This window comes from Pseudomonas monteilii NBRC 103158 = DSM 14164 (genome assembly GCF_000730605.1).
Taxonomy (GTDB): Bacteria; Pseudomonadota; Gammaproteobacteria; order Pseudomonadales; family Pseudomonadaceae; genus Aquipseudomonas; species Aquipseudomonas monteilii.
This window is the reverse complement of the sequence record NZ_BBIS01000017.1, coordinates 147,770-160,038: the sequence shown is the minus strand read 5'-3', so window position 1 is coordinate 160,038 and position 12,269 is coordinate 147,770. Positions and strand designations below refer to the sequence as shown.

General features: G+C 57.6%; 12 protein-coding genes. 2 read left to right on the top strand and 10 right to left on the bottom strand.

The window, feature by feature from the left end; all coding sequences use genetic code 11:
* Positions 1-26: 26 nt before the first annotated feature.
* From PM2_RS10495 to PM2_RS10465, 7 genes are all read right to left on the bottom strand, one after another.
* Complete coding sequence (locus PM2_RS10495) at positions 27-1,361, bottom strand: DUF3422 family protein (RefSeq protein WP_023464791.1); 1,335 nt, start codon at positions 1,359-1,361, stop codon at positions 27-29.
* 182 nt (positions 1,362-1,543) lie between these two features.
* A complete protein-coding gene (locus tag PM2_RS10490; protein WP_023103885.1) occupies positions 1,544-1,942 on the bottom strand; it encodes a VOC family protein in 399 nt (132 codons plus the stop codon).
* Positions 1,943-1,985: 43 nt separating this feature from the next.
* A complete protein-coding gene (locus tag PM2_RS10485; RefSeq protein ID WP_011871467.1) occupies positions 1,986-3,095 on the bottom strand; it encodes an S-(hydroxymethyl)glutathione dehydrogenase/class III alcohol dehydrogenase in 1,110 nt (369 codons plus the stop codon).
* 59 nt (positions 3,096-3,154) lie between these two features.
* Positions 3,155-3,430 carry a formaldehyde-responsive transcriptional repressor FrmR gene (gene frmR / locus PM2_RS10480; RefSeq protein WP_028690946.1) on the bottom strand — a complete coding sequence of 92 codons (276 nt, stop codon included), beginning with the start codon at positions 3,428-3,430 and terminating at the stop codon, positions 3,155-3,157.
* Positions 3,431-3,712: 282 nt separating this feature from the next.
* Positions 3,713-4,603: a carbon-nitrogen hydrolase family protein gene (locus PM2_RS10475; protein ID WP_028690945.1), complete on the bottom strand. Its 891-nt coding sequence runs from the start codon at positions 4,601-4,603 to the stop codon at positions 3,713-3,715.
* Complete coding sequence (locus PM2_RS10470) at positions 4,600-5,208, bottom strand: GNAT family N-acetyltransferase (protein WP_028690944.1); 609 nt, start codon at positions 5,206-5,208, stop codon at positions 4,600-4,602. Before PM2_RS10470 ends, PM2_RS10475 begins: the two co-directional genes overlap by 4 nt.
* Position 5,209: 1 nt before the next feature.
* Positions 5,210-5,617 carry a ketosteroid isomerase-related protein gene (locus PM2_RS10465; RefSeq protein ID WP_023103882.1) on the bottom strand — a complete coding sequence of 136 codons (408 nt, stop codon included), beginning with the start codon at positions 5,615-5,617 and terminating at the stop codon, positions 5,210-5,212.
* 154 nt (positions 5,618-5,771) lie between these two features.
* Between PM2_RS10465 and PM2_RS10460 the strand changes: the two genes are divergently transcribed.
* Entirely contained in the window at positions 5,772-6,677 is a 906-nt protein-coding gene (locus PM2_RS10460) for a LysR family transcriptional regulator (protein ID WP_023103881.1), read from the top strand.
* Positions 6,678-6,827: 150 nt separating this feature from the next.
* On the opposite strand, the gene uvrB is transcribed toward PM2_RS10460, so the two are convergent.
* The 3 genes from uvrB to PM2_RS10445 form a co-directional block, all read right to left on the bottom strand.
* Entirely contained in the window at positions 6,828-8,804 is a 1,977-nt protein-coding gene (gene uvrB, locus PM2_RS10455; protein ID WP_028690943.1) for an excinuclease ABC subunit UvrB, read from the bottom strand.
* A 375-nt stretch (positions 8,805-9,179) separates the two neighbouring features.
* Positions 9,180-9,611 carry a DUF488 domain-containing protein gene (locus PM2_RS10450; protein ID WP_023835768.1) on the bottom strand — a complete coding sequence of 144 codons (432 nt, stop codon included), beginning with the start codon at positions 9,609-9,611 and terminating at the stop codon, positions 9,180-9,182.
* Between the two features lie 252 nt (positions 9,612-9,863).
* Entirely contained in the window at positions 9,864-10,844 is a 981-nt protein-coding gene (locus PM2_RS10445; protein ID WP_024086516.1) for an IS5-like element ISPa26 family transposase, read from the bottom strand.
* Positions 10,845-11,292: 448 nt separating this feature from the next.
* Between PM2_RS10445 and PM2_RS10440 the strand changes: the two genes are divergently transcribed.
* Entirely contained in the window at positions 11,293-12,234 is a 942-nt protein-coding gene (locus tag PM2_RS10440) for a LysR family transcriptional regulator (protein ID WP_028698648.1), read from the top strand.
* Positions 12,235-12,269: the final 35 nt, after the last annotated feature.

Sequence of the window (12,269 nt, the reverse complement as noted above, 5' to 3'; positions counted from 1 at the left end):
CTCTCGCGCGCCAGGACGGCAGCTCGTCAGGAAGATTTCTCTTCCGCTGCCGTGTCGCCGTGGGCGTGTCTGATCCTGCGCACGATCCACCAGATCGTCAGCATCACCGCAGGCACCAGAACCGCCATCACCGGCGCCACGCTGTCGTGAACCATCGGAATGCCCTTGAGCAAATAGCCGAGAAGACTCACGACGTAATAAGAAATTGCCGCGACCGACAGGCCTTCGACGGTTTGCTGAAGGCGCAATTGCATCTTGGCCCGGTTGTTCATCGACGCAAGCAGATCGCGGTTCTGGCGTTCAAGCTCGACGTCGATCCAGGAACGCAGCAACGCGATGGCCCGGGTCAGCTTGTCGGAGAGCTTGGTCTGGCGCTCCTTTACGGATTGGCATGTCCGCATGGCGGGAGCGATGCGACGCTGCAGGAAATCCGCCCAGGTGCAGTACCCGGATACGGCCTCTTCCGAAAGCGCTGCCAGCCTTTCCTCGACGATCTCGTAGTAGGCACGGCTGGCGCCGAAGCGATAGAGATTCGCCGCAACGCCAGCTTCCAGCTCGGCAGCCAGGCCGGTCAATTCGGACAGCAGCACGTCGCTGTCGCGCCGTTCCACCAAGCTCGTACACATCTCGTCGGTGATCGCCGCAAGGCGCGACTCCATGCGTCGCAGTTCCGACGTCATCGATCGTGTCAACGGCAGGGACAGCAACGCCAAGGTGCGGTAAGTCTCGATCTCCAGCAGACGTTGAGCCAGCGCACCCGCCCGCGCCGGGGTCAAATCGCGGGCCAGGACGAGGATCTGCGTCAGGCCATCCTCATCCTGTCGAAAGTCGGTCAGGATGGCGGCAGAGCCGTTCTCCACCAGCGAGTAGCACAGGCTGGCAGGATCGAAGCGATCGACCTCCTTCTCCGTTTCCGGCGTCCACGGAAGAAGTCTCAAACGGATGCCGGATACGACCGGGCCGGGAGGAACAAATCCATGCTTGAACGGATTTTCGCCGCACGGCTCTCCCGTCTCGGAATCCAGCGAAGCGCACCAGAGATACGTCGAGAACTCGGTGTGCTTTTCGCAGTGCAGGTCTCCTTCATCCCATGTCACGCCGTGGAGCGGCGTAGTATGGTCGGGTTCGGCAACGCCGAAGCGATGAGACAACTCGCTCATCGCCATCTGATCCCTGGCCTGGTCGCCTTCGGTCATGAAAGCGAGCTGCAATATGCCGCGGGGGGCCTGAATCAAGAGATGCGGGCGCGCGTGCACTTCACCCACGGCGGCAGCACGATCGGTATAGGCCGGCATGCCGTACACGGTGGCGGTCGGGGTGGGTTGTACGGTCGTCGTATTGATGTTGGCCGGCTCTTTCATAACGACCTCATTTCTTCTTGGTTGAAAAACACGCTTCAAAGCAAATGCCCGCAGCCATGCGTTTCGCACATGGCTGCGGGCCGATCTTCATGAGCGGGCACCGCTCTACACGGTCCGTCTAATAGGCTCGCCGTGTAGAGGCTTGTGCTGGCCCTTTCAGAACGCCCTCAGCTTCCTAGCTTTCAGACGAAGGTGTACGAGCAAACCTTGTTGCCCGCCGGATCACGCAGGTAGGCCGCATAGGCACCCGGCAGGTGGCCACGCGGGCCAGGCTGGCCCTCGTCGGTGCCGCCTGCGGCAAGGCCGGCGGCGTGGAAGGCATCCACTTCGGCGGGAGTGGCGGCCGCAAAGCCGACCGTCACGCCGTTGCTGGAAGGCGCTTCACCATTGCCCGGACGGGCGATGATGAAAGCCGGCTTTTCGCGACCGAAAAGCACCCATCCGTTGCCGAAAGGACCGAGGTTCTTGATGCCGAGAGCACCCAGAGCGGCGTCATAGAACGCGGCCGACTTCTGGACGTCGGCGGCGCCGATGAAGACGTGCGAGAAGATGCCGTCGCCGGAAATGACAGGATTGGACATGGTTAATTTCCTTGGTGGTTGGTGTTGAATGGATAGTGAGTGATCAGTAGTGGATCACCGTGCGAATCGACTTGCCTTCATGCATCAGGTCGAAGGCGTGGTTGATCTCGTCGAGACCCATGGTGTGAGTGACGAACGGGGCGAGATCGATCTCGCCTTTCATTGCGTCTTCCACCATGCCCGGGAGTTGGGTGCGCCCCTTGACCCCGCCGAAAGCCGACCCCTTCCAGGTCCGGCCGGTGACCAACTGGAACGGACGGGTCGAGATTTCCTTGCCGGCCCCGGCGACGCCGATGACGATCGACTGGCCCCAGCCGCGGTGGGCAGCTTCCAGAGCCGAACGCATCACGTTGACGTTGCCGATGCACTCGAAGGTGTGATCGACACCCCAGCCAGTCATCTCGATCAGAACCTCGTGAATCGGCTTGTCGAAGTCCTTCGGGTTGAGACATTCGGTCGCGCCGAAGGTACGAGCCAGTTCGAACTTCGCCGGATTGGTATCGATGGCGATGATGCGGCCCGCTTTGGCCTGGCGTGCACCTTGAATCGCAGCGAGACCGATGCCGCCGAGGCCGAAGATGGCCACCGAGTCGCCGGGCTGTACCTTGGCCGTGTTGTGCACGGCGCCGATGCCGGTGGTCACGCCGCAGCCCAGCAGGCAGACGTGCTCGGGGTTGGCGTCCGGGTTGATCTTGGCCAGCGAGACTTCGGCGACGACCGTGTATTCGCTGAAGGTCGAGCAGCCCATGTAGTGGTAAAGCGGCTGACCGTTGTACGAGAAGCGAGTCGTACCATCGGGCATCAGCCCCTTGCCCTGGGTTGCGCGAACCGCGACACACAGGTTGGTCTTGCCGGACTTGCAGAACAGGCACTCGCCGCATTCGGCGGTGTAGAGCGGAATGACGTGATCGCCAGGCTTCACGCTGGTCACACCTTCACCCACCTCCACGACGATACCCGCACCTTCATGACCCAGCACGACCGGGAAGAGACCTTCGGGGTCGTCGCCCGACAGGGTGAAGGCGTCGGTATGGCAAACGCCGGTATTCGTGATCTTGATGAGCACCTCGCCCTTGCGCGGCGGCTCGACGTCGATCTCGACGATTTCCAGCGGCTTTCCTGGCCCGAAGGCAACTGCTGCACGTGATTTCATGATGTCGCTTCCTTTACTAGCTAACTAAATTTGCCCTCACCGAGGGCACCCTGGTGCCTCTATCGCAGATAGGAGCGGACGATAGAGATGGTCTCGTCAATGGACTTGTTCTGCGAATCGCTCCTGATTTCGCTACTGGGAAATTCTTCCCGCAGATAGCTCTCCAGAACGGTTGCCATCAATCCGTTGACTGCCCCACGAACGGCCGCAAGCTGCTGAAGAATTGCAGGGCATTCCGCACCTGCATCAAGCGTTTGCTCAAGAGTCGCTACCTGACCTTTGATGCGCCGGATGCGCGTCAGTGCTTGCTTCTTTTCTTCCGGACTGTGTGGCATCGAACACCTCTCTACTTGGGTACACCGCCGCATTATACAATACTCCCCCATAGTATATGCGGCCGAACTTTGCCACAAATTCTGTGCTCTTCGAGCACTCTTACAGGCTAGTACAGGTTTGTTCCCAAGAAGCGCAAAACATTCAAATCAATGAATATTTCTTGCATGTATCGACAGCATCGGGGCAAGTTCAAAACTGGTCAAACTGGAAAAATCTATGCGCAGATAGATATGACCTATCTAAGCCGACTCATCGAGTTGAAGCTATCAAGATGAGACCGGCTAGGCGACCTGATGACCCGAGTGTCGAGCTTTCCGCAGTGCAGGCAACATCTGTCCGTCCCAGTCACGATCGACCGCAACCTGGGCCTGTTCTTGGTTTCGTTCGAGTGCTTCAACGTCAAGATCACCGATCGCCCATGTCTGCGTGCCGCAAGTAGTCGCGAGAATGCCATCCTCGGGGAATCCACGATCCATGGGTGCATAGATCGTGGCCTCGCCAGTGTTCGTGTCCAGCGCCGGACTCCAGTCAGCAGCTCCGGTCGTCACGGCCTGTGCGACGAACATCCGGTTCTCCAGTGCCCGCGCCATGCAGCCCACACGAACCCGGGTTGCACCTGCCCTCGTGTCCGTACAGCTCGGGACCAACAGCAGGCGTGCACCCGCCTCTCGCTGGGCTCGCACGGGCAATGGAAACTCACTGTCGTAGCAGACAGCGATGCCGGCACGCACGCCATTCAGGTCGAACACTTTGAGTTCGTCGCCCCCCTCGATGACGCCAGTGTCTTTCTCGAACCCCGTCAACTGCAATTTGTCCTGGTAGTCACGCGTGCCGTCCGGCGCAAACCACCACGCCCGGTTGCGATAGCGATCCGGTCCAACCCGGGTCAAGAACGTACCGGCCTGAATGGTCATGCGCAGCTCGCGCGCCAGGTCGGTGTACAGGGCCAGCCACGCAGGCTGCAAGGCCTGCAGCGCGGCCAGCGAGGCGTTGAAATCCTGGCGGATGCCAGGCTCGAACATCGCAGCCAGTTCGAGGGACAGATATTCTGGCAACACGGCCAGTTCCGCTCCGGCACGGCTCGCCTCCTCCAGAACCCGCCGCTGCCGCGCTGCGAATGCCTCGAAGCCCGTGGGCTGACCCACTGCGTATTTCGCAACTGCTACTTTCATTTCGCGTTCTCCAGGGAGCGCAGCCACATCGTGAGCGTCTGCTCGGTTTCGCTCGGCTCACCCACCTGTTTCCAGGGCAGCGTAACCTTCATGTCCGACTGCCGCACGTAGCCACGACGGATCCAGAAGGGATCATTACTGCGGTAGTTGGAAGGACGCCGGGGATCGTCGTCTGCTCGATCCACCGACGCGAACGATGTCCACTGCATGCCGCCCAACGAACGGGCATGCGCTTCGCGTTCGTCAAAGAAGCGATGGCCCAGGCCAAGGCCCCGGAAGGCCGGGAGCAGGACTGATTCGCCGCAGTAAAACACTGCCTCCATCGGGATTCCTCGATCGGCGAACGGCACCTGGAAGGCCGGCTCCGCATCGCCGAGCGGCAATCCCGTGGACGCACCCACGACCACGTCATCAGCGAGCGCGAGTACCAGCAGGCTGTCTGCCGAACGGGCGTACATAGCGAGGTAGTGCTTCTCGTATTCGGTGTCGCCCTCGTACAGGTAAGGAAAGCTGCGGAAGACGCTCGCCCGCAGGCCTGCCACGGCATCGAACCATTCGGCAATGTCCGGACCACGATGAACCAGCACCTGCACGTCGCTGGTCATTTCAGGCGTCCCCTCCAACCTGTGCGATCCAGTCGCCGAGGTTGTAGTAGTTGGTGACACGAGCGATCTTGCCATCGCGGATCTCGAAGAACGCGCCGCCCGGCAGCACGTAGCGCTGGCCCTGGGCTTCCGGCAGCCCGTCGTCCGTGACCTTGTATTCGCCATGCACCACGTACTCCGCGCCTGCACACAGGCCGTCGGCGCTGACCATCACCACGATCCCGCGCAGTTGCTCGCCATAGCAGCGGTCCATGCGCTGCAGGAAGGCGCGGAAGGCTTCGCGACCGACCTCACGAGCGCCCTGGTTCAAGTCGTGCGCGACGTCATCGGTCAACATTGACAGCATGGCCTCGCGGTCACCGCGGTTGAAGGCGTCGTAGTAGGCAGTGATGAGAGTCGCAGCGTTCATTCGCGTTCCTTATTGGGTTGTTCGGAGCGGAGCATTCCGGGGTGTTGTCAGTCTGGGCAACCGCGCCTCCCTTGTATATGGAATTGTTGCGATTTTATAATTCCACAATCTGGAACAATCAACGAGCAGCGAAATCGGCCATAAGGCGTGCGTCATGAACAAGGAAATGGAACTACTGCGCATCTTTCGGGTGGCGGCCGAAAGCAGCAGTTTTCGCGATGCGGCCGTCCGGCTGGGGACTTCTCCGCAAGGTGTAACCCGTGCCATCCAGCAACTGGAGCAACACTACGGCGAGGTGTTGTTTCATCGAAGCACGCGCCAGGTGCGCATCACCGCCTTCGGCGAAGGGCTGCTAGACCAAGTGCGCCCCGCATTGGAGCGGTTCGAGGATCTGTGGCGAACGCCTGGCTCCGACCAGCAGGCCTCTCTGTCCGGTACGGTTCGCATCACCGCACCGCACAGCTTGGGCACCAGAGCGGTGCTACCGGCACTGGAGCGCGTGGCCGCGCGCCATCCCGGCATCACGCTGGATGTGCGCCTGTCCGATCGCATCAGCAATACGGTTGACGAAGGGATTGACGTCGGGATCAGGGTCGGATTCATGCGCGATAGCCGCTTCGTCGCACGCAAGGCCGCCGACATGAGACTCCCCATCGTTGCCGCTCCGCGCCTGATCAAGAAAGTGGGCGTACCTGCAAACATCGATGCGCTAAGCAGCCTGCCAGTTACCGTGGCCTTGGATATCAATACCGGCCGTCCCTGGCCTTGGCACTTCAAGGCGGGACGCCAGTGGACACCTACCGCACCCACTCTCGTCGCAGACAATGCCGACATGGAAATGGGAGCGGCGCTGGCCGGGATCGCGTTCGCGCAACTGGCGGACTACATGGCCGCCCCCTACATTGCCAGCGGGAAGCTCGTGCGAGTGCTGGAGAACGAAGAACCTCCGGCATGGGGGTTGTACGTCTATCGGCCTCAGCGTGGCCCCATTCCGGGAAGGGTTCGAGCGGTATTTGATGAAATGCTGGTCGCCGTTGGATCGTTGCCAGCTTTGCGCTGACACGTCGCAAGACGCTGTAGGGCACACACCTTGGAAAGCGGGGCACTGAGCCTCGGCGGCTCACCCCTCCGGTTGAATGATGAGCCGACCGTCTGCCCGCTTGCCCCAGGTGCAGATCGGTCGGCCATGCAACTCAATGCCGGCGAACGATTAGATGTAAATGAATTGCCGGTACAACCCATCCAACTGATGACGAATGTCTTCGACGCGCTGCTCGTCACCGGTATCGGTAAATTCGAGTAGCTGCTGTTCCTTGGCAGTGATCTGATCGCAAAGGTCGGACAAGTTCTCGCAGAAAGCCTCGGAATGAACGGTGGGCTCCTCCGTATTCGTCTCTTCCCCTGCTAGTTTTCGCACAGACGAGGCTGGAGAAATCCCATTTTCCTCGTTAAAGGCAATTTGAAGCTGCCTGCGCCTATTGGTCTCATCGATCGCCTGCTTCATCGCCGGCGTCACCGCGTCGGCGTACAAGATCGCCTTGCCGTTTTCATTCCGAGCGACTCGACCGATCATCTGAATGAGCGCATGGGCCGAACGCAAGAACCCTGCACGGTCTGCATCGAGAATGGCAACCAATGATGCCTCTGGAATATCCAGCCCTTCGCGCAAAAGACTAATCCCAATCAAAACATCGAACTCTCCTGCGCGCAGGCCATTGATGATCTCAACACGATCCTCCGCTTTTATGTCCGAATGCATGTAGCGCGCTCGAATCCCGTTGTCCGTCAAGAAATCCGTTAGCTCTTCTGCACTGACCTTCGTCAGCGTAGTCACAAGCACTCGATTCTTTCTCTTCACGCACTTCGATATTTCGGCAAGCAGGTCATCTATGTATCCATCCGCTTTCCGCACTTCAACCTTGGGGTCAAGCAGTCCCGTTGGCCTGATAACCTGTTCGACAACCCTGCCTTTCGACACCCTCAGCTCGTAGTCGCCCGGAGTAGCGGAAACAAAGATGGTCTGAGGCTTGACCTTCTCGAACTCGTCAAAGTTCAATGGCCGGTTGTTCTTCGATGAAGGCAAACGGAACCCGTAATCGATCAGCGTGTCCTTGCGCGCCTGATCCCCCCGGTACATTGCGGATATCTGTGGCACCATGACATGAGATTCATCGACGAACAGCAGCCCGTCTTTCGGCAAATAATCCAGCAACGTGATCGGAGGAGAAGCTGCGTCTCGGTCGCTGAAGTAGCAGGAATAATTCTCCATCCCCGAGCAATAGCCGACCTCGCGCATCATTTCCACGTCATGCGTGATCCGCTCGTACAGTCTGTTTGCCTCGACCAAGCGATTATTCCTGTTCAGCTCGGCAACCCGCTCTTCCATATCAGCGAGTATCTTTTTGGATGCAGAATCTATTTTGTTCGTGGGCGGTGCGAAAAGCGTTTTTGGCGAAACCAAATAATGGTCTATCTCTCCCAACGTCTTGCCAGTAACAGGGTCCATCCATTGGACAGACGCAACAGTGTCATCCAACAGTTCCACCCGAACCGCCCTGTACTCGGAATCAGCGGGGAAAATGTCAATCACATCACCTTGGACGCGGAACGTTGCACGCTTGAGCGTACGCTCCGTGCGATCATATTGCAGCAAAGCCAAGCGACGAATTAGCTCTCTCTGGTTTAGTTTGACCCCAGGGGACAGAGCGATCTGTAGCGCTCGATATGCATCTGGATCACCCAGGCCGTAGATTGAAGACACCGAAGCGACGACGATCACGTCACGACGCTCAATCAAGGATTTGGTCGTGGACAGGCGCAGGCGCTCAAGGTGGTCATTGATGGCCGAGTCCTTCGGTATGAAACGATCGGTGCCCGGCATATAGATCTCGGGCTGAAAATAGTCGTAATACGAAACGAAGTACTCGACCGCATTCTCAGGAAAGAAGTGCTTCATTTCACTATAGAGCTGCGCGGTCAACGTCTTGTTGGGAGCCAAGATCAACGTGGGCCGCTTCAGACGATGAATCACATTGGCCATGGTGAAGGTCTTACCTGAGCCGGTGATACCTTTCAGCGTCTGGTGCGTCGCACCTTCTTCTATGTCCGACAGCAGCCGCGCGATCGCCTCTGGCTGGTCCCCCGCCGGCGTATAGTTGGAGTGCAGAATAAACATACCGGTTGACATTAGATATCTCCTAATTGAGCTACTTCAATTTGTCCTGATGTATCGGCTATTCCAGAAGACCTATAGCAGTACCAAACTGGGGTGTAAATGACGGCGATCCTGCCGCGCCCCACCTGGGCGTAGGCGTCGCCAACATGATAGCCCAACACATGGGCGGGCTTCCCAGTGCATATCCGCCGATCGCCACGACGTCAGCCAGCGGCCCGTCTGCCAATGCACCTGGAGCCACTCGCCTCGTTGAGCGCTGACATCGAGCCGTGGCGGGCGAGGTTGCTCTGTACGCCCAATGTGTGGCGCCGGCTCCCGCCGATACGCGCCTTTGTCTCTCTCAGCCCTCCAGACGAGGCGTTGGAAACGTGGAGCTACGTCGCCCCTCTAAAGATGCACGATCTCAACATTCGGCCATTTGCCTGCAAGGTACTCGGCCACTAGCCTCCGATGGCAGTGATGGGGCTTGTCTTCGCTGCAAAGCAGGCAACTGTTATCAATCTTTTCTTTATCGATTGACTCAATCTTTCGGGACGACATTAAATCCAGAAATTTACTGGCGTAGATATCCCAATCTCCCCCTTTTATTTTATATTCCTCGAACATGTCTTTGGTTGGAGCAAGTGCTGGTAGATGTTCATATTCCATCCCACACAACGCCTCGGAAAAATATCGAAGATCCTCGCGTTTAGCGAACCCGGCCAATTGCGAAACATTATTCAGGCGAACATCGACAAGGCGCTTGGCACCAGAAGCACTTAACTTGGTGAAGAAGGACCGCGCGGAGGTCTTAGTGAATCCAATCGTGAATATCTTCATCTGCCTTATTCCCCTCGTTCCTTCATCCATAAATGGCTGTTATTGAGCTACCGCCAGGCATGCCCGTCAATCGCAGCTAAGGAAACGCTGGGGGCATGGTGTACTAGGGATGGTCTGAAGTAGCCCCTGTTTTCCGGCTACTTCGCCATCGACACTTTCAAAAAACGGTAGCCGCTCAAATCCCGGTCAAACCTGCCGTCTATTTCAGCCTTTTTTGCCGCTGCAAGCACCTCGCAGCAGTCACTTCACTCTTCACGGACGCACCTCTCCTGCATTGGAGAGCAAATGTCGACGCGCCATCCAAATGTTCGACAGGGCGAACAGCGTCACCATCTGAGCAGTGTTTTTCACCAAGCCTCGGAAGCGCACTTTCGTATAACCAAACTGGCGCTTGATCACCCGAAATGGATGCTCAACCTTGGAGCGAACCTGGGCCTTGGCTCTTTCGATCTTACGTATCGCTTTGTATAACGCGCTGCGGTTACCGTGCTTTTTGTAAGTGCTGCGCCGGGCTGCAATCTGCCAGATGACTTGGCGCCCCTCATGCTCTTCACGCTTCTCTACACCGGTATAGCCCGCATCAGCGCAGACCACGTTCTCACCACCGTGCAGCAGTTTGTCGACTTGGGTTACGTCCGCGACGTTGGCCGCAGTGACCACCACGCTGTGCACAAGCCCGGACTCATCGTCGACACCAATGTGAGCTTTGGCACCGAAGTAATACTGGTTGCCCTTCTTGGTCTGATGCATTTCCGGGTCGCGTTTGCCGTCCTTGTTCTTGGTCGAACTGGGCGCATGAATCAGAGTGGCATCGACGATGGTGCCTTGTCGCAGTGACAAGCCACGGTCGCCCAAATAGCCATTGATCACGCCGAGAATACCGGTGGCCAACTCATGCTTTTCCAGCAGGCGACGGAAGTTGAGGATGGTGGTTTCATCCGGGATTCGCTCCAGGCTCAGACCGGAAAACTGGCGCAGGATCGTCGTCTCGTACAGCGCCTCTTCCATCGCCGGATCGCTGTAACCGAACCAGTTCTGCATTAGATGAATCCGCAGCATCGCCATCAGCGGATAGGCTGGACGGCCCCCTTCGCCCTTTGGGTAATGAGGTTTGATCAGAGCAATCAAACCCTCCCAGGGTACGACCCGATCCATCTCTATCAGGAACAGCTCCTTGCGGGTCTGCTTGCGCTTACCGGCGTACTCGGCATCGGCGAAGGTCATTTGTTTCATCATCGAAAAGCTCGGCGATTGGTGTCCGGGGATTTTGCCAAATCAGGAAGTCTTTTTCAGGATTTCCCCAGCTGCGCCACAACGGCCATGGCAGGCTCCATTCTCTCCCCGCTTCAACGGCCACGACCCGAACAGCTCAAGAGCTTAGCACCGCCTTTTGCGGTTGCGTGCCTCACCACTCACGCTTACTCCCTTCCAGAACGCGCCAACTGCTAAGCTACATGAGGACGACTCGCCCACAGCGCAAAGCACCTGTGTTCGCGCTATTGGCTGTCCCGTGCGTTGTGGTGCTGACCGTCGATGACGAGTCGAACCTACTGTATGGGCACTGCGCGCGGCAGCCTTTCATGCGTGCCAGCTACGTGCCCAAGGTTGGACGCGGATCGAAGCGTGCGCAGGGTTTTTCGTGAAAGTATAAAATCTAATCAACTTTATCAGAAGAAAATATATGATCGTAAGAAACTTTGAATACTTGCTTGCTTTGCACCGTGAAGGCCATTTTGGCAACGCGGCCAAAAGCTGCAATGTTTCTCAGCCGACACTCTCCGCGGGCATTAAGCAATTGGAGGAAGACATGGGTGTCGAGATCGTGCGTCATGGCCGACGCTATGACGGCCTCACTTCTGAAGGGATGCGCGTACTGTCTTGGGCTCAGCAGATGTATGACGACTGCAAAGGGCTGGAGCGAGAACTCTCCGCACTACGGCGAGGTATAGAGGGGCAATTCCGGCTAGGGATACTCCCAGGAACTGCCGGTGTAGCGCCCACATTAAGCATCGCCCTTGCTGAAAAAACACCCTTACTTCAACAATCAGTTCTGGTTTCCGGCGCTTCTTCCCTGCTACAGGCGATTCGAGAAAACAATTTGGATATCGCACTCATGCATTTGGAGGATATCCCAGGGGAAGACTTCGATACTCACCTTCTGTACCGTGAACGCATTTTCCTTTTTCACGCCGCGAGAACACAGCAACCCCGAAGCACAACGTGGGACCATGTTCTCAATAGACAACTCTGCGTGCTGAACTCGGCAGTACCTGAACCCATTCAAGATAGGCTGATGCAATGTACCGCGCAGACTATTCGCACTGATTCAATTGACGTGCTATCGGCACACGTGGCGACAGGAAAATATTCGGCAGTTCTTCCGCAATCTCTCGCCGGCCAACTCGCGCACATTCCAAATCTCCACGCAATCGCAATCAATGGACCAATGTCGCACTCAAATGTCGGATTCGTTGCTGGGAAAAATGCGTTCGAGGCACCGTCATCGCGTGCATTGCTCGAAATGGTGCACACCCCCGAACTCGCCGCCACTCTTCAATCCGTTATATCGATCCATCGTCGGTTCCAGCCCAAAGCAGACTCATCTCAAAGCCCCCTGAAATAGCGAGTCTTGAAGAGCAACTCTGTATTGCTTCAACC

Excerpts from the sequence above, each read along its gene's own strand:
- PM2_RS10495 (WP_023464791.1), bottom strand. The coding sequence starts at position 1,361 with ATGAAAGAGCCGGCCAACATCAATACGACGACCGTACAACCCACCCCG.
- PM2_RS10490 (WP_023103885.1), bottom strand. The coding sequence starts at position 1,942 with ATGTCCAATCCTGTCATTTCCGGCGACGGCATCTTCTCGCACGTCTTC.
- PM2_RS10485 (WP_011871467.1), bottom strand. The coding sequence starts at position 3,095 with ATGAAATCACGTGCAGCAGTTGCCTTCGGGCCAGGAAAGCCGCTGGAA.
- frmR (WP_028690946.1), bottom strand. The coding sequence starts at position 3,430 with ATGCCACACAGTCCGGAAGAAAAGAAGCAAGCACTGACGCGCATCCGG.
- PM2_RS10475 (WP_028690945.1), bottom strand. The coding sequence starts at position 4,603 with ATGAAAGTAGCAGTTGCGAAATACGCAGTGGGTCAGCCCACGGGCTTC.
- PM2_RS10470 (WP_028690944.1), bottom strand. The coding sequence starts at position 5,208 with ATGACCAGCGACGTGCAGGTGCTGGTTCATCGTGGTCCGGACATTGCC.
- PM2_RS10465 (WP_023103882.1), bottom strand. The coding sequence starts at position 5,617 with ATGAACGCTGCGACTCTCATCACTGCCTACTACGACGCCTTCAACCGC.
- PM2_RS10460 (WP_023103881.1), top strand. The coding sequence starts at position 5,772 with ATGAACAAGGAAATGGAACTACTGCGCATCTTTCGGGTGGCGGCCGAA.
- uvrB (WP_028690943.1), bottom strand. The coding sequence starts at position 8,804 with ATGTCAACCGGTATGTTTATTCTGCACTCCAACTATACGCCGGCGGGG.
- PM2_RS10450 (WP_023835768.1), bottom strand. The coding sequence starts at position 9,611 with ATGAAGATATTCACGATTGGATTCACTAAGACCTCCGCGCGGTCCTTC.
- PM2_RS10445 (WP_024086516.1), bottom strand. The coding sequence starts at position 10,844 with ATGAAACAAATGACCTTCGCCGATGCCGAGTACGCCGGTAAGCGCAAG.
- PM2_RS10440 (WP_028698648.1), top strand. The coding sequence starts at position 11,293 with ATGATCGTAAGAAACTTTGAATACTTGCTTGCTTTGCACCGTGAAGGC.